Genomic DNA, 25681 nt, shown 5'->3' with positions numbered 1-25681 from the left:
CACCTCAACTACCCCGTTGCTCCGAAGTGCGCTTCGGTGGTAGCCTGTCTGACTCCGAGCATTGGGCTCGCAACGTAGCTACGCCGCGGTCTCGGCCCTGGCCCGCGCGTCAGATCACTGAGCGATACGAGGTCAATGGAGCGGCAGATGGCGATCGCACGATCGCTGTGGGTTCGGGAATGATGGCTGGCCGCTGCCATCCGACCTTGGACTCATAACGACGGGTGCGCACGATGACAATGCTCTGGCTAAAGAGTTTGAATGGCCTGTACACGACGGAAGTCGTCCGAGCGATTGGTCTCCCGACGAGATCGCTGTTGAATGGGAGACCCGCAAGTGGGTGGATTAGCCCGATGATAAAAAGGCTACACTTGTCGATTGCCAATCATGGCCGCCAGTTGAATACGACGCTCGTGGAAGGGCTGAGTGTCCAGCCTCACTTGGTGGATGGGCCTTGAATTCGGTGCAGTTCGCGACTACTATTGAGTTATTGAAGATGAAGCAATTCACGGTCAACGGTAATACCTAAAGCAGACAGCATGATTTTTGGGTGGTGACAAATGGGCAAGAACGCAGGTCGCGATGCACGTCGGTTGCGCTCGCGCGTAGTGATGCTGACTGTCGGCGCCTGCATAGGTGTTGGGGCGCTGGCTGCTTATGTCAGTATCGAAGGCGGGGCTCGACAACAAGCAGTTGCCCATAGTCACCGGGTATCGAGCGACGTTTCGCCATCACAGCCAACCTCACCGGTTCCGGGCGGTGCGGTCGCAGCGGTAGTCCAGCAGGCCTAGGCGAAGTTGCCATCACAATCAGCCGATGCCGCCCTAATAGCCGCCCAGGGCATCGCCGTCAGCGACGGGAGATATACAGAATCTGCATCAGGTATCGGTCAAATGATGCATGGCTTCGAAGTGAACGATCTGGTTAGTCGTGTATCGCCGTCGATGAGCATGTCGACGATTGAGACGACTGTCGTTACGTCAATCGAACAGTCTTCAAGGTCCTACTCATTGCAGGCCGTTGCTAGTGCAACGCTGGATGTGATGCTCTTACAATACGCGGCGAAGACGAATCAAATGGTACCGTATTCCACTGCGCTCCAACAGGCGCAGAAAAACTACCATGGGTACTTGGTAGCGGGTTCACCACCGCCGTCGCTGCCCAGTGGTCAAACTGCGAAACAGAGTTTTATCTCTCCGGAAGCCGTCCATCTTCTCCGCGATGCGCTTACAACCACAGAGATGAGAAAGAAGATTGCCGGAGACCAGTACGCACCTGGGGGTTCTATCCATAATCAACGTGCTGCTCTGGCTGCTTGGATGACAAAACATCTTGACAGCCTGCACCCGGTTGTAGTAAACAGTCCCGTTCCCATTGTACAACTACCGAATGACCTCCCTTCGCCGATGTAGAGGGTTCGCAGGACAATCAATGATTGCCTGTGGCATCAGGTTCTCACGGCGCAAGGCTGCCGTCGTGGAGTACCGAAGTAGCCCTAATTCCAGCTCTCCCTCCTCGAAGTGCACATCCATTGGTCCCAGGTAGCTCATCGACGTCGTTCACTGGCGACGACAATCGTTACTCGTGTTCACGGCGTACCGAATACGACAGGCCTTCCAAGAAGTAGGCGAATTCTATCCCTAGCACCATCTGGAGTGATCCACATCCCCTACCGCTGCGTCACGCTACCGAGAATAAAGACCCTGCAAGGTGGAGCTACTGCTTCGATGTGTAGGCGTGGAAATTACTCACGATACGGGACACGGTTCTGCCTTTGGATAGATCGCGATGATCCGGCCAAACCGACCCCTCGTGCTGGTCGATCACCACAACAATGACGAGGGTTTGACCTCCCACCAGGCCTCTGTTCTATCGGGAAGGCACGACGGGCAAAGGAGGTCTCCCCTAACGCACTATGCAGACCCTCTCCACCTTATCCATGCTAGAAGGGTTGGGATTAGCGAACCGGAAGACTACAATTACGTAGCAATTGTCTTGATATACTTCATGGCCTCCTACATCCACAAGCAGAGAATTCCCAGCTATGAGCACGCCTGACGCACACTTTCACTCGTCAACGAGCACTCTCAGACTGAGCCTCCCCAAGCGCCTGCTAGAAACTAAATTTTTGGAACTACCGGATGATGGTGTGCAAGCGTCGCGATGATCTAGTACGTTCGTAGTTGGACGTGGAGGCATTGCCAACAAGGTCGGCTGCCATAACCAGAGATGGGTGGCAGAGGATACGAAGGGTAGAAAAGAACGTGTACCAGGAGCACTCACCAAGTATCGTGAAGGGTCAGGCAGTCCAACATCGCTCCATACTCGTTTCGGTATCCATCACCATATTGGCACTTGTACTGTGTTCCTGTGGGACAAAGCCGGTAGCCACCAAGAACACCGTGAATTTACCGTTGCTGCCGGCCGTACCTAGTAGTGCGATGCGAACAGTAAGAGATGCTGGGCACGGAGATGCCTCGGAGATGTGGAACCGTCTAGGAGCAATCCGAAAGCCAGTCGTCATTGAATGGGAATGCGAGGGCCCAGGGGGAATCCGATTTGAGACTGCTGGAAAGATGCTAACCTCTCAGCCTGAGTGCGGTAAACGGGCCAAAACATTCTTCTCGACGGAGGTACCAGTGGATCTGCTCAGTGGACAAAAGCTGGAATGGACGGCTAGCAAGAAAACTGAATGGCGGGTTGTGATCTATGAAACGTGAAGAGGATCCACGAACTGTACACAAGATATCATCGAGGTTGTCCTTGGCTGATCAAACTCGGATGCCAACTGATTATCTTCGTTCCCACATCGGGTCTCTAGGCAACAATGGGCCTCAAATACTCTTGCACCGAGCAGGTCCTGCGTCTTGTGAAAATATGGTGACATCTACACCATTCCTTAGGCAATCTATACCGGTACTGAGGATGGTATGTAGCATCGACTTCATAGCCGCAACCGGTGCGCGGAGGAAGCGGACCTTGCCAGTCTAGCGCAGAAAATGAGGAACAATGGTCGAGCACTACCAGAGGGGGGAACCGCGAGTCCCAGACGATATCCGTCACGAACTCATGGAGATGTCACTCGTTGGACGAGAACTCACGCTCTCGTATGATCTCGAGATCGACCGTCTGGCCCTCGATTCGATGCTGGTGGAGTTCATGGCCTGGCGAGCTCGGCAGCGCGCGTCGCAGCCGCTCACCAAGGAGCAAGTTATCCTAGGTGTTCTTGCACCAGTACGCCTGGGCATAGCCTCCGCCCACTGGCTGTTGACTCGACAAAAGCAGAAGCCTCTCACTCGTGCCCAGCAGTTCGACGCTTTCCATTCAATCCAGATCCGTACCTCGTGGGAAGGAATCGTTCGCGCCGAGGATAGTGATGGGGACATGGTTCAGTTTCCCATTCACGGTCAACGTCCAAGTGATACGATTGGGGGACTTCTATACGATTTGGCGAGTTTCGTCGTGCTACCAAAGGCGAGGAAGTTAGGGCTCGGGTTGCCATTCTCGTGCGCAATGAGATCCGACGAGGATGTAACGTTGGCCCTCATCTTCGAGGCCGACGCCTTCGATCTGGATACGGTGGCCCAACAGCCCCCGGTGCCCTACTGTCGCTGGGCCGATATAGCCATGGTTCCGTACGCAACACGAGTGCAAGCCGATTTCGATACCGGAAGGAGGGTACTCAGACGGCACCGCGTTTTCGATGCTTCGGGAGGGCAACTGATCGACCTTCGGCTCTGTCGTGACCAAACGTGATCGGTTATCGCCTGCTAGGAGCGCTACAGTGACCCAACAAGCCGGTGTAACGGCTCCACCGTTGAAGAACCGGAAGCCACCAGGGAGCATATCGTCAGCCCCAATTGGATGGAGGTAGCTACTGCCGCAGACCCACCACCGCGTCCTGGGGCATCAATGGCCTATGATCACAGGAGTTAGCCTGTGATTCTCATAGAGTCTCATGGACCACAAAGGAGCGCACCATGACCAACAGCCAGTCCCGAGCCGCAGGCAGGGGCGTGTCGGTTCGCGCACAGGAAATCCTCGAATTCGCTGCATCATTATCGGACGGCGGAGGATATCAAAACACTACTGTCATCCACGTGCTGCAGGCGATGCTCGCCGTTGGAAGATCGCCGATTCGCGACACCCTCAACCGTGTTGGGATAACCGGCGAGCTTCTCGATCGTTTCCTCACCGAAGATCGAGGCCTGCTAGAAACCTTGTTGGCGAACGAGCACGATTTCTATCCCGGGTGGGACGAGATCGTGACCTATTCCTTTGGTGCCAGTGCGTCGCATCGCTTTGCGATGGCGCAGCTAGTCGATGACGTAGACCTACTCTACGGGTTCGCTCTTATGTCACGGATGGCAGGACTTGCTGATCTTATCCGTCAGGCTCATGGACACCCCTGTATGTTCACTATCCGCGTGATCCACGACTGCAAGAGGATGAGTAAGGATGGAAACATTGCAGCGACAGTTGATCCTACTTCTAAGATTCATCTTCTTCTCACCGATGTTCGTGATCGCTCAGCCCTTTTCGCGGCCCGGAATGCTCCTGGCCCCTACTTGTACACCCTAGCGTTGTGGATAGCGTTTGCTGGAACACTACGTTATTATTACCACAATCCATGGGTGTTCGCCTCGATTATTAGCCTGCCAGTCGCTTATATACTAGGTGCGAGTATCGCCAAGGTTCTCCTCTTTGTGAGGAAACATATCTCCCTCCGGAGCGATGAGCCCTATGTATTTCAGTAACAACATTGCCAGAGGGACGGCCGCCCTTTTCCCCGTCTGAGGAACGAGCAATCGGCCCATGTCCATCCTAGAACTGTCGACCGACGATACTGATACTTTGTTGGGCTATCGACCCACCAGAATGGACCGGCTTGGCGGTAACGACAAGAATGATAATGGGCAACGTCACCACAAGGATGGCAACCACCAACGCAATTGCAATTGCGCGACCACTCCAGGTTCTTGTAGGCTCACTTGGCTGCACCCCACCTCCGTAACACCCCCAGTGTAGCGCGTGCTCCAACTCATGACTAACCAAATCGATCAGCACAACCTGATTATCACGATATAGCTTCGGGGCTCCGTTTTGCGAGGCGCGGCTATCTCGGGCCCTCTCGGACAGAGGCTGGGCTGACCGTCATTTTCTGCGTTGGAACACCGGCCTCTTCTCTGCGCATCCACCAGAAGGGGAGATTGAGAACGAGGAAGAAGACAACAGCAACGAGCCCTGCAACGACGATGTACCAAGGCCACGGTCCGAAGAGGTTGAGAATACTCCAAGAGTGTGGCGTCCTTCGCAGGAACATGTAGTTGCCACCGGTGAGCCAATCGATCAATCCGGTACCAGCGGTGAAGAGTAGCGTAACCCCATAGACCTTGACGATAGCGAAGCGTCGAGGGTAGATCTTGAGTCCAACGACTAGGTAGATAGCAGCTGCAACCACGGCGAGATGACCAAAGGTGTACTGAAAGACCAGTAAGTGAGAGAGGGTGCGTGGTAGATCGGGCGTGATCAATGCCTGGACCACACCCGCTAGTGCCCAGAAATAGGTGACCTCAACCAGGAGCGGAGTGCGCCACCAGCAGGCAGCTGCCGCAACAAAGACCGCAAAATCACAGAGGTAGAGGGGAAGCCCGTAGCTCGCATGCCAAGGTCCATCGGTGAAGATTGTATAAAACCACAACGCACCTTTTGCCAGGAGAAGGATGGCGAGTACTCGGGAGATTATGATTCCTTTGCCGCCAGGATCGGTGCGCGCAACACGACAGGTGGCGACGGTCACAATGATGGCAAGGCCAATTCCACCAAGGTAGCAATCCAACGTGTCTGGCGTCATCTCCACCCAACTTCACGGTGCTCTAGTAGCAATTCTATCCGTGAACAAACGGTGGTACGGTGCGCCAGGACCGGGCTCGCTTCAGATGGGTAATATCGCGGCTAGGATTGCATGGCTGTTACCGCCCTTTCGGTGTGATCGAGGTGGTGCTCATGGGAGCCATAAGCAAGAACGACGGTATCGCACGCTCGCCATCGCCTGCAAGCGATAGCCAGCGCCTATGCACCTTATCCGATCTTGGCAATGCGATGGATCACAACAACTTTGCGTGCAGTGCAACGGTTGCGAGACCGGTCAAGTCGCGGCCATCCGCGACAGTAGCCAGTGGCCAGTGCTCGGACAGGCCCACTGGACCCGGACCCACGCATCCGATAACAGCGATCCTTAAGACCCGCCCGACCGTTACTGGTGCAACGGTCACTGGTACGGCAAGACTCCCAGGCGATCGCTTTGACTGGCCTTTCCCGCCCATGCCGTGGCCGTAGCCTTCACCAACGCACCGTGACACCACCGCTTGCCCGACGACGTTGCCTTCCAGGTCTGCTCTCAGCTGGGTACAACACGTGATGACGATAGATCTTCGTAGAAGTTTCCATTCCCACTAGTCTGGTAGATGCCGGAGACAAGCAGCTAGGTGTCGGCGGAAGTGGCGGGAAATGCCTAGCATGGAGTTAGGTTTTAGGCGGCGCGATCCGATCCAATGACAAGAAACCCTAGGGTGGTTCGGATGTCAAGAAACCTCGGACGTGCCCTGTTGGCCAAGCGAGAGGAGTCGATATGAAGAGAACCTGGGGATTAAGGACCGGCCTACGACGCCCAACGCTTATCGGTGCCACTGTTGTCTTGACCGCTGGCCTCACGCTATCAGCCTGCGGCTCCTCATCGAAGCCGACATCGACTTCACAAAGTGCAACGAGTAAAACGAACTCCTCAAAGGCCAGCAACAAAACGACGAAGTCAACCGATACCTCGACCGCGGATCGAGGAGGACGTTGTCGGTCAGCCAATCTGGTGGCGCATATGGTATCCGTAGAGGGTGCTGCGGGCAGCACCATTCGTACCTATACCCTGGTGAATACGGGCAACAACACCTGCACCTTGTACGGCTATCCTGGGCTTCAGCTTCTCGGTACAGGCGGCGCCAAGTTGACGACCCGAGTGGTTCGAACTCCAGCGAGCGAAAAGACGGTGAAGCTTGCCCATGATGCAAAGGTCGCATTCATGATGCAGTTCGCCAATGCAACTGGGTACGGTAACGAGTCTTGTCCGACCTCATCCGCGCTAGAGATCACCCCACCCAATGATTATCACTACCTCACGCTTACCGGTCCGGCAGGGACCATACAAGCCTTTGGCGGCACCGTACAGGCTCTCAAATGTGGCACCATTCAAGTACAACCAGTGGCGGCAGAACCTTCGTAGGATCGATGACGGCCGACCTATGCTGGGATATGCGGTCGTGCCTTCGATCGGTCATCAATGGATCGTCGCTGGGTAACGTGATATCGTTACCATAGGTCGTTTCGTGCTTACGAGGGAGAATCAATGTCTGACGCGAATGAGTTGCGGTCCTTAACCTCGACCTATCAGGAACTAGCCGCGCGGGTGGAGAAGATCGAGCGCCAGCTGCTTGCCCACAAGCAGGAGTCTCCCGCGCAACCATTGCGCCAGGTTGGGGCGCACTCGCGAGCCATCCTCCGAGAGCTCGAAGAGGCAGTACGACGTCTCGAGCGCCATGAGGGAGGCCAATGACCTCATCCAAAGCACTTGGAAGGCGATGGGTCGCACTTGTTGTCGCCGCGATACTCATTGTTGGTACGGGCGTCGAGGGCCTCACTGCTGGCAAGGCTGTGCACACAGGAGTCGATCACCGCGTCCTGCTGACCGCTCTCGTGCGTGCACTCATCAGTGCACTGATGGTTCTCTTCGTCGTCGGTGTGGGTCTGCTGGTCTTCGCGGCCTTGCGCCGAAACGCAGGACAAGGCACCCGCTGGTTCACCAGTCAACAGAGTCCCTTCACCTTCCCGCTGTGGTTGCGGATACTCATCGCCACTGGCGCAATCTTCTTCTTAGCCTTTCTCGGGTTCCTGTTCTATGCGCTCGCCCCGCGACGCAAGCATCGACAAGCATCGATCGAACGGCCCAGGGTGAGTGCAGGTCTCCATGCGAAGGGACCCGTACCGGTGCCCACTCACTTCAACTACCTGCTTCCCATCGTTATCGGTCTCCTCATCTTGGTCGTGTTGAGTGCTGCTGGACTCCTGCGACAACGCGCACGACGCCGTAGCTATGCTGGTCGTGAACACGCATTGACCCGCCAACCCGGTACCGGTGGACAACTTCGCCCAATCCAAGAGCTCGAAACCATCGAAGATCCCCGTGATCAGATCCTTGCCTGCTGGGGGTATGCGGAGTCTCGCCTCGCACAGATCGGCTTTACGCGCTTGCGCTATGAAACATCCATCGAATTTGTACGCAGGCTAGCGCCAAGCCTCCCATTTCCTCCGCTAGAGCTGCAAACACTGGCCAACCTGTTTGTGGAGGCGCGTTACTCGAATCATCGCGTCAGCCAGCGGGATGGACAACTCGCTTACACGCTCATCACGCTTTTCGACGCCGCTTGTACGAGATCCACGACCTATGCGTAATCCAACCATCCTTGGTGTACTCGCTATCATCACCCTGGGGGCCGCTCTTGCCTTTTTCCATATCATCTCCACCCTGGTGGCGATCCAGGCCGTGCTCATCACGAGCAGCGTACTGCTTATTCTTGCCTCGCTGCCCCTCGAGGCCCGTGCCTGGTGGAGCTTGGGAAGCAGTCGGTCGCGGAACTTTGATCGCGCACTTGACCCTGACCCCATCGACATTTTGCTCGCCACCTATACCGTTGACACAGCCGCGGCACAGAACTTGATCGCGATCTTGAATGACCTTCTCTTCGCAGCCGAACGTAGGTCAACCAGTAGCGAAATCACTAACCTGAGAACATCTCTCTCGGCGACAGGGAGTTCACAGGTCGACCGATCCCGTGCGCTCGATGACGATCTGCTACAGCGTGCGCTTTCACTACTGGAGGATAGTTGGAACCAGCAATAACGAGATATCACGCTACCATACGAGACATTATCAATGAGATGAATCATGCTATTCATGGAAAAGATAGTGTAGTGGAGCTGGTCGTTGCATCGGTGTTTGCCGGGGGCCATGTACTTTTAGAGGACGTGCCAGGCGTGGCGAAGACACTACTTGCGCGTAGCCTGGCGGGGACATTGGGTCTTGGTTTCGCACGCATTCAATTCACCCCAGATCTCCTGCCAAGTGATATCATTGGTCTGACTATTTGGGATGCTAAGAACCAGGAAATGCAGTTTCGGAAGGGACCAATATTTACCAATATATTGCTTGCTGACGAACTCAATCGTGCCTCGCCAAAGACCCAGTCAGCACTGCTCGAGGCGATGGCAGAGTCGCAAGTCACCGTCGATGGCGTCACCTACCCGCTACCGGACCCTTTTATCGTGATCGCGACTCAGAACCCAATCGAGTTCGAAGGAACATACCCACTGCCAGAGGCCCAGGTCGATCGCTTCCTCGCCGCTACCACAATCGGCTATCCCAGCCAGACCGATGAGGAGCAGATCGTGAACGATCACCTGCTAACCGGGCTGGCAAACACGTCGGTGCGACAGATCTTCGATAGCGAACAGCTGCAAGAGGTTCGAGGAACACTGCCTAAGGTTTTTGTCTCGAACGCGATCGTCGCCTACATCGTCGCGCTCACGCGCTACACGCGTGATCGTTCGTCAGTCTCGTTAGGCGCGAGCCCACGAGGGGCCATCGCACTCGCCTTGCTCGCTCGAGCATCGGCTGCGGTAGCTGGTCGAGATTTTGTCACTCCAGAGGATGTGAAGGCCATGGCGCTGCCCGCACTGGGCCATCGCATTCGACTAAGTCCCGAGGCGTGGATACGTGGCGTACGCCGAGAGAGCATCGTCAACGAAGCGGTGCAGGCGGTGCCGGCACCTGTCGCCCTCAACGAGGGTAGCAACCCACATTAATGCAGCGTCGCTACACAGCTCGATTTGCACTGTTGTTGCTCGCTACGTGGGTAACCCTTATCTTCGCAGTGATTGATGGCCCTGCCATCATCGTCATCGGTGCACCCCTCATGCTCCTGGTTGCCATCGGTTTATTGTGGCCGAGGACACCCTTCGGTGCTGTCAAACTCGAGGCTGGTGACTCTGCGATGTGTTTCGAGGGAGATGCGATGACGTTCCGGATCAACCTCGAGGCGCTTCGATCACAGCGCTATCGGATCGAGCTGCGCAGCGGAGATCTTCTTTTGGGCGACGCTGAAGTCGCGTCTGAGTCGGCGATGATCACCGTCATCTTCCCCTGTTTTGGAAGCCATCACCTCGAGGCGAGTACCCTCGTGAGGGAGGGACCATTCGGACTCTTTGAGGATGTGGTGCACCCCGAGGTACCTGGTCCTATCAAAGTCTTTCCCGCTATCGAGGAGATCAGTCCGCTCTCTCGAGCCGTGGATGCACAGTTCGCCGTTGGCCGTCATCGCTCGAACAAGAAGACGCACGCCGGTCTCGAGTTTGTCGATGTTCGCCAGGCAGGTCCTGGCGACGTTCTGGCCGACGTCAACTGGAAGGCAACAGCCCGGACCGGCACGGTGTGGCTAAACCAGCGCAGCAGCGAGCTCCCGCTTGATCTCGTTATTTTCCTCGACACGTTTTCACCCGTGCAGTTAGCCAACCTCACCAAAGTAGCGTCCAACCTGGCCCGGGTGCATCTACGTAACTACGATCGCGTGGGTCTTGTCGTCTTTGGTGGAACCATCGGTTGGATTCCTCCGGCCTCCGGTCGTTATCAGGAACGGTTGATCGCTGAGCGGCTCTTGCAGGTTCGTCCGTACGCGACTGCTGCTGACAAACGCATCGATCTCCTGCCACAAAACGCAATCCCTCGGTCAGCGGCGGTCGTAGTCCTCAGCACGCTCCAAGATCGTCGAATGGTACAGGCAGTACGCGACCTGCGTTTTGCAGGGCATCCGCTGACGCTCGTCGGGCCCGTAGGATCGCAGACCACCGATGGCGACGACGCCGAACGACTAGGTGGCTTGATTCGCCGCCAGCTCCTCGAGGATATCACGCGGCTTGGTGTCAGCGTGGTGGACTTGGAGAACCCAACCCTCTCCCCCACTCCAGGACCCTCGCATGTCGACTAGTTCGACGAGATACAGTGGTCTAGCCCTCATCGTCCTTGGGGTTGCGTTAGCCCTTGTCGTCGTGGCTCAGCGATCCACCGCGACGTGGTTCATCGGTGCAGTGACCATCCTGACAGCGGTGATCGGCACGACCCGGGGGAAGGAGGGTACCTCGCTCTTGGTCGCCACCGGCCTAGTTGGCCCAATTGCGATGGTAGCCATCAGTCCGCCTCGCACGACAGCACACCTCCTCCTCCTGGTGCCCCTCGGCGTCTTCGACCTCATTGGCTTTCTTCTGGCTAGCTCACCGGAGCCCTTGCGTTCCACGTTGGGTCCCCTTGAGTGGAGCTTCCTTCTCGGCGCCAGCATCGTCTCCGCTCTCGTCGTGGTCGTCGCCTTGGTCACCCCGCTTACGAATCTTGTGGGTCACCTGATCTCAGGTATTCTCATCCTGGCAGTCCTTGTCATCCTGTACCGACTGGTTCCGGAGGCGAGACAGCACCCACCGCGCTGAGGTGCGCCTGACAAGTTCTCAGTGGCGACGTTCACTCAATCGGGGACGGTTGATTAGTCATCTTGATAGCGATCGGTAATCGAGAGGAAACCCTCACCTACGATCTGGACCTTGATCAAGTTGGTCGTGCCGCGAACACCAAAGGGAATGCCGGCGACCAGCGCGCAGAGATCTCCGGATACGCACAGGTGGAGGTCGATGGCATTCTCAATCGCCTCCTGGATCATGACCTCCGTGCTTGGGGAACGGGGAATCACGACAGGAATCACACCGTAGCTGAGCGTCAAGGATCGCGCAGCGAAGCTATCCGGAGTTGCCCCCAGGATCGGTACGCTTGGGCGATACCGGGAGATCGTCCGAGCGGAGTGGCCAGACTCCGTCACCGCGATCACCACCTTGAGCAGCAGATGCCGGCTCAGATCAGCGGCAGCGGAGCCAATCGCGTCGGCGGTTGAGTGGATCGTCCTGGTGGGATGCGTGAGCAGCGTGAGGCTTTGGTCCGATACAATCCCCTCGGTGGCGCGGGCAATCCGGTCCATCTGCCCTACCGCATCGACAGGATAGGATCCAACCGCCGTCTCGGCGGAGAGCATGATCGCATCGGTTCCGTCGAGGATCGCATTGGCCACATCAGAGGCCTCAGCCCTCGTCGGGGTTGGAGCGCTAATCATCGACTCAAGCATCTGTGTGGCGGTGATCACCATCTTGCCGCGAGCGTTGGCCATGTGGATGATGCGCTTCTGCTCGATCGGCACCTCCTCGACCGGGATCTCAACGCCTAGATCACCTCTCGCCACCATGACCGCGTCGGCAACATCGATAATATCGCCGATATGTCCAAGGGCATCACGACGTTCGATCTTGGCGACCAGTCGTGGCGTGTTTTGGGTCGTAGCGTGTGATCGGATAAATTCACGAGCCAGCGTGAGATCTTGGGGGCCTCCCACAAATGATAACGCAAGAAAGTCGATAGCATGCTCGAGGAGAAAACTGGCATCGGCAAAGTCCTTGTCGGTCATCGCAGGTATTGAGAGGTGCGAGTCGGGCAGGTTTACGCCTTTACGCATCGCGAGTGAGCCACCCTGGGTCACGAGTACGGAGACCCCTTCGTCGGAGATACCCTCGATGACACCACGAACTGCCCCGTCCGCAAAGGCGATGCTTTCGCCCACTGCGACCTCGCCCAAGACCCCGAGCGACGTAATGGTAAGTTTTTGGGGGACCTCCTCGGGTTCCCCCTCCGAAAGGATAAATTGATCCCCAGGCTTTACGAGATGAAGACGCGCTGGCAACCCAGTGATCCGCAACTTCGGTCCGCAGAGGTCGCCGAGAATCCCGATGATCTGGCCAGTTCGTTTGGCCGCCTCGCGAACGTTCTCGATGGTAATGGTATGCTCGGCGTAGGTCCCATGGGACATGTTGACGCGGGCCACATTCATCCCGGCTTCGATAAGTGCTACAAGACTCTCAACATCTTGAGAGGCGGGTCCGATACTGCAGACGATCTTCGTCCGCCGAGGTGCGTTCATCAAGGCTCCAGTCGCATTTGCCTATCACCCTACTGCGCCTCTGGTCATAACGCGATGGGATACGCGTTCAATTCCTTGAATGAGCCTCAACAACCAGCCGCCGGTTTGCGACCCAGACCAGCCATGGCGCCAGAGAAGCTCTCCCCGATCACGGAATCTCGTCGTCGGGGACCTGATTCTTGAGTGAACGAGCCAGCCGCAACAAAAAGCCACGAATGCTCGAGTCTGCCAGTCGATGAAAGACCGCTTGATCCATGAGCTGGCCAGGTCTCCCGAGCGGCGCGCGATAGGTGCCCTCGAGCCAGAGCTGGCTCATCTCAGCCTCCATGCGTGAGATCCCTAGCATACCCTCAAAGGTCGGGAGCAGACGCGATCCCGAGACGGGTGCCCACGTGATGGGGAAGATCACGCTGTCTCTCGAACGTGACGGTGCGGCAAGGGTCACCACCACGGAGGCACCAAAAATCCTCGCAGCTCGCAGCCCCATACGGGCCTGCACGGGGCTCTGGCTGAGGCGTGTTCCAGTGATCAACTCTCCAAGCCAGCTGTTGGGGTGTTGGGTCAGCTGCAGCGCTGCCATCTCCCAGTTCATATCGAGATCAACAAAATCTCGAACAAAACGGACTGGAGACTCGTCACCACTGAACGCAGCGTCGCGATCTGCATACTCAACCATCATGGACCTTCATCTTGTCCTTTATCGTAGGGAGAAGCACCGTCAAAGACCAACACCCACGCGCAGGTGTGACTTAAGTCCCTTAGGTAGAGGACTCTTGGGGGTACGTCGCCCCGCCTGGAGGAGTGATAGAGACAAGAACCATGGCCACTACGACGATTATACCGCCGATCCAGACGGCCAAACCCTCCCGTTGATGGAGTGCGATGAGGGCAACGAGGGCGGCGAAGACGGGCTCAAGGGAGTAGATCACCGATATCTCAATCGAGTTGAGCCAGCGCAAGGACCAGGTTTGGGCCATAAATCCGAGCGCTGAGGCACCAACACCGTTGATCGCGACGGTTGCCCAAGCCTCCTGGGACGCGTGCAGCGGCAACAGCCCCCCTCCTCCAGGTGCCATCGCCACCAAGGCGGCTAAGGCGGTGACGGTCGCCATCTGGAAAAGGGTAAAGCGGATGACAGCCGCTGTGGTGATACGGTAGTATTCAACGGCGACGAGTTGGAGGGCGAAGAAGAGCGCACAGGCCAGGAGGAGCGCAATGCCAAGGAGGCCCTCGTGTCCTTGGGGTCTTGCGAGTAGGTAGAGGCCGACCGCCGCGATCAGTGTTGCACCGAACTGGCGGCGGGTAAGACCCCGATGCAATACCAGCAGGATCAGCGGCACCAGTACAACCGAGAGACCAGTCAGAAAGCCCGCTAACGATGCTGAAAGAAAGCGTTGCCCCTCCGTCTGTGTTAGGTAGCCACCAAACAGCAGAGACCCGGTGAGCAGCCCGCCCAAGAGTTCAGCGCGGTTCACGCCTTGCCAAAACGACCGACGGAGGCCAAAGCCCAACAGCAGGAAGAGGGAGGCTACCAAAAAGCGGAGGAACGTCAGCGTCGCCGCCCCCATCGAGTGGAGCGCGACTTGGTTGAGCGAGAAGGTCACACCCCACAGCGCGGTGACCGATACGAGGCCGAGGCGAGCTCGTCGGTGACGGGAATCGATCATCGCCGACCTAGGATCGCCAGTGGAGCAGATATGCTACCCTGCACATGAGTAACTCCCCCCTCAAATCATCGAAGCTGGCGAACTATATCTCTGGAACCGAGACGGTGTTTTATCTCATCGTAGCGTTGTTCCTAGCCCTCATGGCCGCGGCTGTTCTCTACCAAGCGGCCCATAGCTTCATTGACATCAATCTCGACGCCGACGTCACACGATCGCTCGTTGCCACGCTTAATGAGATCCTGTTTGTCATCATCCTACTAGAACTCATGAGTACCGTCTACAACCACCTCAAGCACGGTGGCTTTCAACTCCGACCCTTCCTCATCATCGGGATCGTCTCCTCTGTGCGGCGCATCCTGGTGCTCGGCGCCGAACTCTCGACGATCAATCACGCGTTAAATGCGCCAGAGTTTCACTCGGCCGTGACCGAACTCCTCGTCGAGACACTCGTCGTGTTGGCACTCACGGTGGCCCTCTATCTTCACGCACTCACCAAGCGTAAGCAGGCAGCTCCTACAGACGCCGCTGATCCTCAGTAAGGATGGGCTTTCTCGCCGCAAGCGCCTCATCGAGACGGCGAACCGGGGTGTTGCGCGGCATCGCGAAGATCGCCTCTGCATCCTTGTAGGAGGTCGCGACGATCTCTTCCAAGGCCAACGCCAACGCCTCAAGCGTCTGCGGGGACTCGGTCTCGGTTGGCTCGATCATCAGTGCTTCGTGCACCACAAGGGGGAAATACACGGTGGGCGAATGGAAACCACTGTCGAGAAGCGCCTTGGCCACATCCAGCGCGCGTACACCCGTCTTGGCCTTGAGGGCCTCCGCCGACACGACGAACTCATGCATGCAGGGTTGCTCGTAGGCAACTGCAAAAGAATCGGCTATCCGGGCACGCAGCCAGTTCGCGTTCAGAACTGCCAGCTCTGACATGGTCCGCATACCATCGCTGCCGAGGTACTTCATGAAGGCCAGAGCACGCGCGAGCACCACCGCGTTCCCGTAGAAGGCATGCACCCGTCCAATCGAGCGCTCCGGGGTCACCCACGAGTACGAGGAACCACCATCGAGCGAGCGCGGGAGCGGACCAGGGAGAAATTGTGCAAGATGCTCGACAACCGCGACCGGCCCAGCTCCTGGGCCCCCACCTCCGTGGGGTGTTGCAAAGGTTTTGTGGAGATTGGAGTGGACGATGTCAAACCCCATATCACCGGGACGTGCGACACCGACAATCGCATTGAGGTTCGCTCCGTCGTAGTAGGCAAGGCCATCCACCGAGTGGATCACCGCGAGTATCTCGCGGATCTCCTCCTCAAAAAGACCGAGGGTATTGGGATTCGTGAGCATGATGCCGGCGGTATCAGCATCGACAAGATCGCGCAGCTTCGCCAAGTCCACCAGTCCATTGGCGCCACTTGGAACGGTGACAGCTTCAAATCCGGCGAGCGATACCGAGGCAGGATTAGTTCCGTGTGCAGAGTCCGGAATAACCACCTTCCGCGGTGAGCGGCCGCGTGACGCGTGGTAGGCACGCATGATCAACAGTCCAGTCAGTTCACCGCTAGCTCCCGCCGGCGGTTGCAGCGTTGCTTGAGCCATACCGGTAATTTCACACACATAGCGTTCGAGCTCATGAAAGAGTCGCAGCCAACCCTGAATGGCCTCTGGTGGTGTGGCTGGGTGGACGTTAGCAAGTCCGTCGATGCTAGCTACCTGATCTGCAAACTTTGGGTTGTACTTCATCGTGCACGAACCCAAAGGATACGCACCAAGGTCGACCGAGTAGTTTCTGCTCGCAAGGCGTGTGTAGTGAGCAACGAGGTCTCGCTCAGACACCTCCGGCAGCTCGACTGGCTCATCGCGAATCCATGCCGCAATCGGCGCAAGATCCATCGCTGGGACCTCAGTGTCACGGAGGGAGAAGGCGCGGCGTGTCGGAACCGAAAGTTCAAAGATCGTTGGCTCCTCAGCATCGCCAACGAGTGGCGCTGAACGAGCCCGTCCACCTGGGGCACTGGTCGAAGCGAATCTCATCGCAGCTCCTTCGCAATCGTATCAACAAAACTATCGATCTCTACCCGTCGGCGTGCCTCAGTGACGGCAATGACCAGTCGATCATCAAACCCTGGAGGTACGACCCCAGCGAGAAAACCATGGGTAAGGAGTCGATGCTGCAACTCGGTAGCACTGATCGGGGTACGCACCGTGAACTCACGAACAAAATGGGTGGTGCTCGGCGCCAGACCGATCTCTTCGAGCCGCTCCGCAAGGTAGTGGGCGCCATCGTAGTTCCGGCGAGCGAGGAGTCCAAACCCTTGTTTGCCAAGCCACGCCATGTGGATGGCGGCTTGGATAGCCATGAGTGTTTGATTGGTGCAGACATTCGATGTCGCCTTCTCACGACGAATATCCTGCTCACGGGTTCGAAGTGTCGTCACAAATGCCCGTCGTCCCTCCTGATCGAGGGTCTCGCCAACGAGCCGCCCTGGCATCAATCGGACATATTCGCTCTTCGCAGCGAAGAGGCCTAGATACGGACCACCAAAGGACAGCGGTATGCCAAGCGATTGGCCCTCCCCCACCACGATGTCCGCACCAAACTCCCCAGGAGAGCGAAGGAGTCCGAGCGCAATGGGGTCAGCGACCACGATCAGCAGCGCCCCGCGTCGATCGGCCAATGCCCGCGCGGCCTTGAGGTCTTCGATGGCGCCGAAGTAGTTAGGGTAGCCAACGATCACCGCTCCAGCCTTGGAGCCATCTGCCCCATCTTCTGTGAACGGAAACGACGTGGCGTCACCGGCGCCGAGTTCGATCGTCTCGAGTGACAGACGGGTACCGGCGCCAAAGGTGGCGAGCGCCTCGCGATAGGCGGGGTTCACGCCGGCCGAGACAAGGATGCGTCGCTCCTTGGTGAAGCCGACTGCCATATTCACCGCCTCAACCAGACTGGCTGCCCCGTCATAGAGGGATGCATTGGCGATCGGCAAACCAAAAAGACGCGCGATGATCGTCTGAAACTCAAAAAGAGCCTGGAGAACACCCTGAGCCACCTCCGGTTGATACGGAGTGTAGGCAGTGACAAAGGCGGATTGGGTGCCGAGGTGGCGTGCGGCGGCGGAGAGATCATGGTCGTAGGCACCACCTCCCGCAAAGTTCACTAGGACGGTGCGCACGGCGGCGTTCTCGGCACCATACTGGGCGAATTGTTCAAGGACTTCGATCTCCGACTGATCCTTGGCAAGTGCAAGGGGCTCGGTCCGCAACAGTGCAGCAGGTATCGAGGAGTAGAGTTCTTGGAGGGAGCTCATCCCCAGATCTGCCAACATCTGTTGGATCTCTTCATCGGTGTGCGGCGCGAAAGATGGCAACCGATCCTCCTTCTCCATTCAATCAGTATGGCCTATAGGACCCTGACAACCGGTGACCCACAACGCCGCTATCCACTCTAGTGCGCCCGTCTGGATGCTGCTTGCGCCCTGCTTCTTACCGAGGGAGGTCAACGAAGGGGTAGGTGCATCGCTGGAGTGCAATGGTGGAGGCACCACGCCGCAGGTGCAGCGCGTCTGGGGCATCAGCGTCGAGGAAGGCCAGTCCGATGCCTTCCTTGAGCAGCGGTGAAAATCCACCACTTGAGACCCATCCGACCTCGACATCGCCAGCGTAGACACGCTCCCCGGTGCGCAACGGAGCGCGCGAACCCGAACGCAATCCAGCGAGGAGGGGGGAGACTCCTCGACGTCGCTGTTCGAGCAAGGCTCCTTTGCCAGGGAAATCACCTTTATCGAACTTCACCACCCAATCGAGCCGCGCATTCAAGGGGGTGAGACCATTGCCGAGCTCGTGACCATGGAGTGGTAACCCTGCTTCAAGTCGAAGGGTATCGCGTGACCCAAGCCCACACGGGGAGACGCCCGCCTCGACGAGTGCGAGAAAACACTCCTCGGCAACGGCGTTAGGGAGGAATAGCTCTACCCCATCGCCTCCGGTATACCCCGTTCCCGCGATGAGAACCGAAGCACCCCGGTAGGTCCCAGCGACGATACGGTTCTTGGCCGGCAGCTCTTCGACGGCTAACACACCGCGGACATACCCGCGTGCCAAAGGTCCTTGGACGGCGAGAATCGTCCTGTCGTGGGTGATGTCATCTCCACCGATACTGGCTAGCACATTCGCCGTGTTGGCCGCATTGGGCATCACCTGAAAGCGATCATCGTCGAGCCACCAGACGATGATATCATCCAAGACAGAGCCATCGTCATCGAGCAGGTGGGTATATTGTGCGCGGCGAGGCCCTATCCGACTGAGGTCATTGGTCAGCGCGGCTTGAAGGCGCCCAAAGGCGTCAGTACCGACGACCTCGACGGTGCCTAGATGGCTGACATCAAAGACCCCAGCGTCCTCACGCACCGCGAGGTGTTCCGCCAATGTGCCCCCTGGATAGGCTAGCGGCATTTCGTAGCCACCAAATTGCGTCATTTTTGCGCCAAGCCCGAGGTGGGTGGCGTGGAGAGCAGTGGTCTTCGTCACTTCTCACATGCTAACCGTCAGACCCGCCATCACCCCACATTCTTCTTTGGCACCATCGAGAGTTCGACTTCTTCAGTGGTATAGGAGCGAGACAGGCGGAGTCGGTTGCCCAGGTGATCGAGTTCAACGCGAATGCAGGCCTGCTGCGTGCACCAGTTCTCTAGCCGTTCGAAGACCCCAGCGTCCGAGCCAAACGCGACAAAGGTGCCTTGTGCCTTAGCTACGTCCTGGGCGGCATGCAGATACGGTTGGTACCCGATGAGGACTGATTCCTCCGCACGCATCACGTTGGTGATGAGCACCTCGGGCTCATAGGCCATCGTCTGCGAGAGATGATTCGCGTTAAACTCTGCCGCACGCCTTGCTCGTATCGAATTCATGAATCGAGTATGTCGCCGCCAACCGACTAGAAACGCCACGATTCCCATCAAAACGATGGTCGATGGGAAGACAACGAGTGAAAGCATGGATCCCTGTGGCACACCTCTATTGTACTGTAGGCTGTTTGACTAAACGGAGAATTCCCACAATCGACGGCGAGGTCTATGCTAAGAGCCGTGAACAAGCATCGGCTATTGGCCATCACACGCACGGCGATCCCTTCGCTCATCACGGCACTTCGCGTACTCCTCCTGCTTCCTGTGTGGATTCTGCTCTCACACGGGCGACACGACATCGCCGCCGCAATCCTGCTCGCGGTGATGGGCATCACTGACTTTCTCGATGGCTACGTCGCGCGTCGTACTGGTGCGGTGACGACCTTTGGCAAGATCTTTGATCCACTTTCGGACCGCGTCGTCCTCATCGTGGTGGCCATCGCTGCGCTCTTGGACCACCTCGTTCCGACCTGGCTTCTCGTCATTGTGCTTCTACGGGAGATACTTGTTGGGATCACAGTCCTTGCTGACCTGCTCATCCACCGTCATCGCAACGACGTGGTCTGGATCGGCAAGGCGGGCACCTTTGGCTTGCTGCTAGGATTTCCTTTGGTAGTTCTTGGTGACGGCCTGCACCAGCCGATCGTGAAGGAGACAGCAGTCGCCCTGATGACCTTGGCAGTGGTGCTGCTCTACGTTGCACTGGTGTTCTACGCCCTAAACTTTGCGAGAACAGCTCATCCGGAGGAACTGCCCTAGCAAGACCGTACAGGATCGTCGGTCACATAGGAGGTTTGCATGCAGGCAGTCATTATCGCGGGAGGAGAAGGGACCCGACTACGGCCGCTCACGAGCACGACACCAAAGCCGATGTTGCCAATCGCCAACAAACCAATGATCGGGCATGTCGTGGAGCTACTGGCAGCGCATGGCGTTACCGATATCATTGTGACGGTCGCATATCTTGGCAACGCCATCCGTAACTACCTTGGTGATGGCGCCGAATTTGGTGTGTCAGTGCGCTACCTACAAGAGGAGACACCCCTTGGTACCGCAGGCGCGGTAGCCCACGCCAGGCATCTTGTGCGTGGCACTTTTCTCGTCCTCAGCGGGGATGTTCTCACCGATATCAATCTGAGCGAGGCGATCGCGTTTCACCAACACCGCAACGCCAAGGCGACTATGGTGCTCACCTCCGTAGACGCACCAACCGAGTTTGGTATCGTGGCGACCGATACCACCGGAAAGGTCGAACAACTGATTGAAAAGCCGACCTGGGGTGAGGTCTTCACCGATACCGTCAACACCGGCATCTATGTGCTAGAGCCCGAGGTTTTAGACACTATCCCGACAGATCGACCCGTTGACTTCTCGAGCGAGGTGTTCCCTGGCCTCCTCGCTGACGGTGAGGCTCTCTACGGCTACGTGTCCGAAGGGTATTGGGCCGACGTTGGCACCTTCGGAGGGTTTTTCCAGACAGGACGCGACGTCCTCGACGGTCGTAGCCAGACGCACTTGGAGGGTTTTAGCTTTCAGGGCGGCGTCATGATCGGCAAGGATTGCGAAGTGCATCCGACTGCCAAGATTGAAGGGCCCGCACTGATCGGCAACTACGTCTATCTCGGGCCTGGCGTTGAGGTTCGTCCCTACACGATCCTCGGGGACAATGCGCGCATTGAGACGGGCTCCGTGCTCTCTGGAAGTGTGGTTTTTGACCATGTCTTTGTCGGCGAGGCGTCTCGCATCAGGGCCGCCATTCTCGGTCGAGGCGCGGAGATCCGTTCCCGCTCCGTCGTCAACGATGGAGTGATCATCGCCGATGGGGTCTACGTCGGCCGCGAAGCTGTCTTAGCCCCCGACATCAAGATCTACCCAGCCAAGAAGATTGAACCGCTCTCTACCGTCACCAACTCGATCGTTTGGGAAGCGGGTTCACCCCGCACTGTCTTTGGCCCACTAGGCATCGCCGGGCTGGCCAACATCGACATTACCCCAGAGCTCGCGTGCCGTATCGCGATGGCCTATGGTTCCATGCTGCCCTTGCACTCCGTCGTGATGGCCGCACGGGATACCTCGCGATCCGCCCGCGCGATCAAACGCGCCATGATGGTCGGCTTTAACTCGGTGGGGATGGATGTTGAGGACTTAGAGGTCTCGACGCTCCCGGTTCTGCGGCACCTGGTTGCTCGCTCCGACAGCCGGGCCGGCGTTCGCGTCGCCCTCGACCCCCAGGACCCACAGGCGATCCTCATCCATCTGGTCAATGAAGTTGGGTGTGACCTTCCCTCGGGTGATCGTCGCAAGATCGAGCGTGCGCTGGAGCGGGAGGACTTCCGACGTGTCTCAGGTTCAGAGGTCGGTGACCTGCGTGCCTACCCGCGCTCCTTTGAGAGCTGGAAGGCTGAGCTCAACGCGCAGCTCCCCATGACGCGCATCCGTAACCTGGGTGCAAAAGTCGTGATCGATTTCTCCTTTGGAAGCGGCAATCTCTCGCTTCCTCAGGTGCTCAGTTCACTGGGCATGGATGTCCTCGCCGTCAACTCCTATCCATCGACGATTCGATCAATCACCCATGATGCCCACGCTCAACTCCAGTCCCTCGCCCGCCTCGTCGTCGCATCCTCGGCACAGCTGGGCCTCCTAGTCGACGCTGGGGCGGAGCGTATCACCGTCATCGATGACGAAGGGGTCACGCTCAGCGATGCTGAACTCGCGGCACTCTTGACCAAACTGGTCATCCAAAGTGATGGGATCCAGGAGGTGGTGGCGCCTGTCAACATGCCAAGCACGTTGGAGAAGTTAGCCAATGATGCAGCTATCACCTTTACCTGGGCCGGACTGGACTTAAACGATATCAGTCGTCGCGTGCGCGCAAGCGGAGTCCCAGCGCTCGGCGTGGGCGGGCAAGGACTTTTCCTGTTCTCCAATCTCACCTCGGTTCCCGATGCGGCCGTGAGCCTCGCCTATTTGCTCTCAGGGCTCGAGCATGTCCGCCAGCCGCTGTCGAGGCTGCGCAGGGGCATCCAGGTGCCAAAGGTCCACGTGGATGAGATTTCAGTGAGCTATGCGCAGATGGGCTACACCATGCGGGAGTTGCGAACGCGGGCTGAGTCTGACTCCAACGAACAACTGATCGTGATTGACGGAATACGCGTCGGTGACGGTGATCGGTTTTGGCTCATCGCGCCAGACCAACAAGAGCCCCTCTTGAAGGTCTGGGTCTCTGACGACGACGATGCTGCTGCGAATGCCATGATCGCCAAGCTTCATGAACAGGTGCGCACCATCCGTGATAGTGCTCCTCACCTGTCATAGATCTCATCGTGCCCCTACGTGAAGGCGCACAATGATGATGATTCTCAGTTTTTTTCGCTGCGAGTCAGCACCGACGCCGATTAGCCGTTAGCCTTGGCAACTATGAACTTTCCAGAACATCTTCAATACACCGCCGAGCACGAGTGGGTCCTGAGTGATGGCGGTACCGCAACGATGGGGATCACCGACTACGCCCAGGATGCCCTCGGTGATGTCGTCTTCGTAGGACTTCCGGAACTAGGAAGATCCGTCGCCGTCGGCGATTCGATCGCTGAAGTCGAGTCAACAAAGTCCGTCTCCGATATCTTTGCACCGGTCGCAGGTGTCATCGCCGAGGTTAACGAAGAACTCAACACCCGCCCTGAGCTACTCAACAGCGACCCCTATGGGGAGGGTTGGATCTGCCGGATCACCGTCACTGCCGGCACAACCGAACAACTGCTCGATCTCGAGGCCTACCGCAAACTGCTCCACAGCGAGTAGAACATGTCAACCTGCCCGCAGTGCCTTGAAGTGAATCCACCATCAGCTCATTTTTGTGCTGCCTGCGGTGCGCGGCTGCTTGAGCGCCCCGAGGAGACTACTGGGTCACTCGATGTCATCGATCCATCCGTGCTCGTTCAAGAGGAGGGGACGGAGAGCATGGAGCCTGCCCCTACGGGCGGCTACGGGTATCTGATGATCCAGATTGGACAGGAGGCAGGTTCATGGTTTCAGTTGGATCGCAAGATCATGAGTATCGGCCGACATCCTGATAGTGATATCTTCTTGAACGATGTGACCGTCTCCCGACGCCACGCGGAGGTGGAACTGCGTGATGAGGGGTACTACATCAAAGATGCTGGTTCGCTCAACGGGACCTATGTGGACCGAGAGCGGGTGGAGGAGGAGAAATTGTGCCCGGGCAACGAGATACAGATCGGCAAGTTCCGCCTGTTATTCCTGCAGCAGGGTCAGGGAAGCTGACAACGCCGCGCTGGGAGGTTTTGCGAGGGGAATCAGCAAAAGAATTTTCCATCAAAGAGGTGCTCACGCTCCTCCAACAGGAGTTCCCCGAGGTGACGATCTCCAAGATTCGTTTTCTCGAGAGCCAAGGGTTGATCGCACCCGAGCGCAATGCCGCCGGGTACCGAAAGTTTTACCAGCCAGACATAGAACGGCTCTGCGAGGTCCTGCGGCTCCAAAAATCGACCTACATGCCGCTTCGCAAAATCAAGGAACATCTCGATGCGGACACGCGCGTCGACCTATTTTCCCAGGAGACCGAAGAACCGTCGACCCCGGAGGTCGCTCACAGCGACGATGCCCCGCTCTCCACTAGTCGACCAGAGCTGTTTCCCATCGATGAACTCGCCCGCCTTACTGGGGCTCCAGCCACTGCCATCGATGAGATGATTCGTAACGGGCTCATCGCCGGCGTTACCGTCGCTGGTCAACGTCACTTCGCCCCTATCGAGATAGAGATCGCCCGAACTATTCACTCCTTTGCCAAGTTCGGACTTGAACCGCGACACCTACGACACTATCGCACCTCTACCGATCGCGAGGTGGGGCTCATCGAACAGCTCCTCATGCCGCTCGTTCGTCAACGGAGCCCAGAGGGTCGACGGCGAGCTGGTGAGGAGCTAGAAGAGCTTGTTGAACTCAGCTCGGGTCTACGTGGCCTGCTGCTCGAGAATGCGCTGGTCAGCCTCAAAAGGTTGACGGATCAATCGTCATGAGTCGTGCCTTCATCATAGAGCTCATCCTCGTCACGGAGTGGGCGACGAAAGAGGGCTAAGCCAAAGACAATCATGAAGAAAGTACCCCCAATGGTTGCCGCCACGCCGAGCGAAGTGGATACGAAGTAGGCACCGACGATGCAAACAATGAGCACGCCAACGACGATGAGCGCCACCTTCACTGGATAGGACCTCCTTGTTTTCCTCTGTAGCGTAGTTAAAAAAGCGACAAGGAGAGGTGAATCCCTCGATTTGCAATCGCAGCAAGGCGACATTATACGGATGAACGTTGGCCGGTATCGTGGCCTGCTAACGTACCGACGTAGCGGGTTACCTACTCGGAAAAATCCTCCGGTCGTATCGACTTGAGGAAGTCACGAAATTCGCCGACGATCTCCTCCTGTACGACTTCGGGTCCGGAGTCGGCTTGCTGGGTATCATCAAAAACCGTCCCCTCGGAGTTCATGACCGCATCATCCACAAAGATGGCGGCCCCACTACGTATCGCCAGCGCCACCGAATCTGAGGGACGAGCACTCACACGGTGTTCGATGCCGTTGGCAATGAGCGTGATCTCGGCGTAGTAGGTCCCGTTACGAACCTCGGTGACCACAACCTGGGAGATTCTGGCATCGAGCACGTCAAGTAAGGTGCACGCGAGATCGTGGGTCAATGGACGGGGCGGATCAACGTTGGCGATGGCGAGATCTATCGCATTTGCCTCAGGGACACCAATGAAGATTGGCACTACACGGTACGGGGCAGTCAGCTCTTGCAACAACAGCACCGGCGAGTTCGAGCGAAGATCCACCTTGACACCTGCAACCTCGACCTCTACCATGTTGGCTATTCTAGTCGTGACCGTCATCATGCCGTGGTTCCTCCCCCTGGCATGTCGGCGCTTTATAGATCAACTCCAAGTATCTGCTCCAGGGCTTGGCCATGACTGCGTCATCCAGCCGTAC

28 protein-coding genes are annotated in these 25681 nt (G+C 57.5%); 17 read left to right on the top strand and 11 right to left on the bottom strand.

Annotated elements, in window-relative coordinates; genetic code table 11:
* Window positions 1-560: 560 nt before the first annotated feature.
* From M7439_RS05280 to M7439_RS05265, 4 genes are all read left to right on the top strand, one after another.
* A complete protein-coding gene (locus M7439_RS05280; RefSeq protein ID WP_298346382.1) occupies window positions 561-791 on the top strand; it encodes a hypothetical protein in 231 nt (76 codons plus the stop codon).
* Window positions 792-797: 6 nt separating this feature from the next.
* On the top strand, window positions 798-1412 hold the full coding sequence (locus tag M7439_RS05275; protein WP_308464401.1) for a hypothetical protein: 615 nt from the start codon (window positions 798-800) through the stop codon (window positions 1410-1412).
* A 1597-nt stretch (window positions 1413-3009) separates the two neighbouring features.
* A complete protein-coding gene (locus M7439_RS05270; protein WP_298346378.1) occupies window positions 3010-3756 on the top strand; it encodes a hypothetical protein in 747 nt (248 codons plus the stop codon).
* 224 nt (window positions 3757-3980) lie between these two features.
* Window positions 3981-4757, top strand: a complete 777-nt coding sequence (locus tag M7439_RS05265) for a hypothetical protein (RefSeq protein WP_298346376.1) — start codon at window positions 3981-3983, stop codon at window positions 4755-4757.
* A 67-nt stretch (window positions 4758-4824) separates the two neighbouring features.
* Here M7439_RS05265 and M7439_RS05260 read toward each other — a convergent pair whose 3' ends face one another.
* Together M7439_RS05260 and M7439_RS05255 are read right to left on the bottom strand one after the other, a co-directional pair.
* On the bottom strand, window positions 4825-5001 hold the full coding sequence (locus tag M7439_RS05260) for a hypothetical protein (protein ID WP_298346374.1): 177 nt from the start codon (window positions 4999-5001) through the stop codon (window positions 4825-4827).
* Between the two features lie 115 nt (window positions 5002-5116).
* Window positions 5117-5854 (bottom strand): TIGR02206 family membrane protein, encoded by a 738-nt coding sequence (locus M7439_RS05255; RefSeq protein WP_298346372.1) that lies wholly within the window; start codon window positions 5852-5854, stop codon window positions 5117-5119.
* A 777-nt stretch (window positions 5855-6631) separates the two neighbouring features.
* Here M7439_RS05255 and M7439_RS05250 point away from each other — a divergent pair.
* The 7 genes from M7439_RS05250 to M7439_RS05220 all read left to right on the top strand — a co-directional run bounded on the left by M7439_RS05250 (window position 6632) and on the right by M7439_RS05220 (window position 11583).
* Window positions 6632-7276 carry a DUF4232 domain-containing protein gene (locus M7439_RS05250; RefSeq protein WP_298346370.1) on the top strand — a complete coding sequence of 215 codons (645 nt, stop codon included), beginning with the start codon at window positions 6632-6634 and terminating at the stop codon, window positions 7274-7276.
* A 123-nt stretch (window positions 7277-7399) separates the two neighbouring features.
* The gene (locus tag M7439_RS05245; protein ID WP_298346368.1) at window positions 7400-7606 is read left to right on the top strand and encodes a hypothetical protein; all 207 of its coding nucleotides are present in this window, start codon (window positions 7400-7402) and stop codon (window positions 7604-7606) included.
* Window positions 7603-8502 carry a DUF4129 domain-containing protein gene (locus M7439_RS05240; RefSeq protein ID WP_298346366.1) on the top strand — a complete coding sequence of 300 codons (900 nt, stop codon included), beginning with the start codon at window positions 7603-7605 and terminating at the stop codon, window positions 8500-8502. The genes M7439_RS05245 and M7439_RS05240 overlap by 4 nt, the downstream gene beginning before the upstream one ends.
* A complete protein-coding gene (locus M7439_RS05235; RefSeq protein ID WP_298346364.1) occupies window positions 8495-8950 on the top strand; it encodes a hypothetical protein in 456 nt (151 codons plus the stop codon). Before M7439_RS05240 ends, M7439_RS05235 begins: the two co-directional genes overlap by 8 nt.
* Complete coding sequence (locus M7439_RS05230) at window positions 8947-9912, top strand: AAA family ATPase (RefSeq protein WP_366525222.1); 966 nt, start codon at window positions 8947-8949, stop codon at window positions 9910-9912. Before M7439_RS05235 ends, M7439_RS05230 begins: the two co-directional genes overlap by 4 nt.
* Window positions 9912-11090, top strand: coding sequence for a DUF58 domain-containing protein (locus M7439_RS05225; protein ID WP_298346358.1), 1179 nt, complete (start codon window positions 9912-9914; stop codon window positions 11088-11090). The genes M7439_RS05230 and M7439_RS05225 overlap by 1 nt, the downstream gene beginning before the upstream one ends.
* Window positions 11080-11583: a hypothetical protein gene (locus M7439_RS05220; protein ID WP_298346356.1), complete on the top strand. Its 504-nt coding sequence runs from the start codon at window positions 11080-11082 to the stop codon at window positions 11581-11583. The genes M7439_RS05225 and M7439_RS05220 overlap by 11 nt, the downstream gene beginning before the upstream one ends.
* A 53-nt stretch (window positions 11584-11636) precedes the next feature.
* Here the strand turns inward: M7439_RS05220 and pyk are convergent, their stop codons facing one another.
* From pyk to M7439_RS05205, 3 genes are all read right to left on the bottom strand, one after another.
* A complete protein-coding gene (pyk, locus tag M7439_RS05215; protein WP_298346354.1) occupies window positions 11637-13112 on the bottom strand; it encodes a pyruvate kinase in 1476 nt (491 codons plus the stop codon).
* A gap of 148 nt (window positions 13113-13260) precedes the next feature.
* Window positions 13261-13791 carry a hypothetical protein gene (locus tag M7439_RS05210; protein ID WP_298346351.1) on the bottom strand — a complete coding sequence of 177 codons (531 nt, stop codon included), beginning with the start codon at window positions 13789-13791 and terminating at the stop codon, window positions 13261-13263.
* Between the two features lie 79 nt (window positions 13792-13870).
* The gene (locus tag M7439_RS05205; RefSeq protein WP_298346349.1) at window positions 13871-14779 is read right to left on the bottom strand and encodes a DMT family transporter; all 909 of its coding nucleotides are present in this window, start codon (window positions 14777-14779) and stop codon (window positions 13871-13873) included.
* A 44-nt stretch (window positions 14780-14823) separates the two neighbouring features.
* Here M7439_RS05205 and M7439_RS05200 point away from each other — a divergent pair, with 44 nt between their 5' ends.
* Entirely contained in the window at window positions 14824-15318 is a 495-nt protein-coding gene (locus tag M7439_RS05200; RefSeq protein ID WP_298346347.1) for a phosphate-starvation-inducible PsiE family protein, read from the top strand.
* On the opposite strand, the gene gcvPB is transcribed toward M7439_RS05200, so the two are convergent.
* The 4 genes from gcvPB to M7439_RS05180 all read right to left on the bottom strand — a co-directional run bounded on the left by gcvPB (window position 15293) and on the right by M7439_RS05180 (window position 19770).
* Complete coding sequence (gene gcvPB / locus M7439_RS05195; RefSeq protein ID WP_298346346.1) at window positions 15293-16810, bottom strand: aminomethyl-transferring glycine dehydrogenase subunit GcvPB; 1518 nt, start codon at window positions 16808-16810, stop codon at window positions 15293-15295. The two genes, M7439_RS05200 and gcvPB, sit on opposite strands and share 26 nt — an antisense overlap.
* A complete protein-coding gene (gene gcvPA / locus M7439_RS05190; protein ID WP_298346344.1) occupies window positions 16807-18144 on the bottom strand; it encodes an aminomethyl-transferring glycine dehydrogenase subunit GcvPA in 1338 nt (445 codons plus the stop codon). Before gcvPA ends, gcvPB begins: the two co-directional genes overlap by 4 nt.
* Before the next feature lie 115 nt (window positions 18145-18259).
* On the bottom strand, window positions 18260-19303 hold the full coding sequence (gene gcvT, locus M7439_RS05185) for a glycine cleavage system aminomethyltransferase GcvT (protein ID WP_298346342.1): 1044 nt from the start codon (window positions 19301-19303) through the stop codon (window positions 18260-18262).
* A gap of 29 nt (window positions 19304-19332) precedes the next feature.
* Window positions 19333-19770 carry a hypothetical protein gene (locus tag M7439_RS05180; RefSeq protein WP_298346340.1) on the bottom strand — a complete coding sequence of 146 codons (438 nt, stop codon included), beginning with the start codon at window positions 19768-19770 and terminating at the stop codon, window positions 19333-19335.
* A 108-nt stretch (window positions 19771-19878) separates the two neighbouring features.
* On the opposite strand from M7439_RS05180, the gene M7439_RS05175 reads away from it, so the two are divergent.
* From M7439_RS05175 to M7439_RS05155, 5 genes are all read left to right on the top strand, one after another.
* Window positions 19879-20439: a CDP-alcohol phosphatidyltransferase family protein gene (locus M7439_RS05175; RefSeq protein ID WP_298346338.1), complete on the top strand. Its 561-nt coding sequence runs from the start codon at window positions 19879-19881 to the stop codon at window positions 20437-20439.
* Window positions 20440-20478: 39 nt separating this feature from the next.
* Window positions 20479-22995 (top strand): sugar phosphate nucleotidyltransferase, encoded by a 2517-nt coding sequence (locus M7439_RS05170; RefSeq protein ID WP_298346336.1) that lies wholly within the window; start codon window positions 20479-20481, stop codon window positions 22993-22995.
* A gap of 102 nt (window positions 22996-23097) precedes the next feature.
* Window positions 23098-23478 carry a glycine cleavage system protein GcvH gene (gene gcvH, locus M7439_RS05165; RefSeq protein ID WP_298346334.1) on the top strand — a complete coding sequence of 127 codons (381 nt, stop codon included), beginning with the start codon at window positions 23098-23100 and terminating at the stop codon, window positions 23476-23478.
* A 3-nt stretch (window positions 23479-23481) separates the two neighbouring features.
* Window positions 23482-23961, top strand: coding sequence for an FHA domain-containing protein (locus tag M7439_RS05160; protein ID WP_298346332.1), 480 nt, complete (start codon window positions 23482-23484; stop codon window positions 23959-23961).
* Window positions 23962-23981: 20 nt separating this feature from the next.
* On the top strand, window positions 23982-24716 hold the full coding sequence (locus tag M7439_RS05155; RefSeq protein ID WP_298346330.1) for a MerR family transcriptional regulator: 735 nt from the start codon (window positions 23982-23984) through the stop codon (window positions 24714-24716).
* Here the strand turns inward: M7439_RS05155 and M7439_RS05150 are convergent.
* Both M7439_RS05150 and M7439_RS05145 read right to left on the bottom strand, forming a co-directional pair.
* Window positions 24704-24898: a hypothetical protein gene (locus M7439_RS05150; protein WP_298346327.1), complete on the bottom strand. Its 195-nt coding sequence runs from the start codon at window positions 24896-24898 to the stop codon at window positions 24704-24706. The two genes, M7439_RS05155 and M7439_RS05150, sit on opposite strands and share 13 nt — an antisense overlap.
* A gap of 152 nt (window positions 24899-25050) precedes the next feature.
* Entirely contained in the window at window positions 25051-25557 is a 507-nt protein-coding gene (locus tag M7439_RS05145; protein ID WP_298346325.1) for a bifunctional nuclease family protein, read from the bottom strand.
* Between the last annotated feature and the right edge of the window lie 124 nt (window positions 25558-25681).

Origin of the sequence: Ferrimicrobium sp., from assembly GCF_027319265.1 — a bacterium.
Taxonomy (GTDB): Bacteria; Actinomycetota; Acidimicrobiia; order Acidimicrobiales; family Acidimicrobiaceae; genus Ferrimicrobium.
Note: the sequence above shows the minus strand (reverse complement) of the source record. Positions and strands in the feature narration are given on the sequence as shown.